This is a genomic window from Polaribacter sp. BAL334 (genome assembly GCF_015767435.1).
Classification (GTDB): Bacteria; Bacteroidota; Bacteroidia; order Flavobacteriales; family Flavobacteriaceae; genus Polaribacter.
The window spans coordinates 1-332 of the sequence record NZ_JADWOV010000174.1; the positions used below are offsets into that span (position 1 = coordinate 1).

The window sequence follows — 332 nt, forward strand, 5'->3', positions numbered from 1 at the left end:
ATGTATAGTGGTTTGGTTTCTGGTTTTATGGATGTGTTTTTTGGAGTTGGAAAAAATTTTATTGAAACAAAACATGTAAACTTCTTCGCAAAAATGGGAATAGGTGCTGCTGGAGGTAGAATTTTTCCAGAAGGTGGCTTAACAATGTACCCAAAAGCTGGATTTGATGTTCGTTTAACTGACAAGTTTGGAATCAGTGCTCATGGAGGATATCACAGAGCAATTGGAGGAACTTTTGAAGCTTATACAGCAGGTTTTAGTTTAAAATATTATGGTTTAACGGGTGGTGTAAAACATCCATTTACTGATGAAAAAGCAGCTATTATCAAAAC

General features: G+C 35.2%; 1 pseudogene. It reads left to right on the forward strand.

The annotated features are described in order from the left end of the window. A pseudogene (locus IU405_RS00910) lies at positions 1 to 332 on the forward strand (hypothetical protein); the annotation flags it as partial.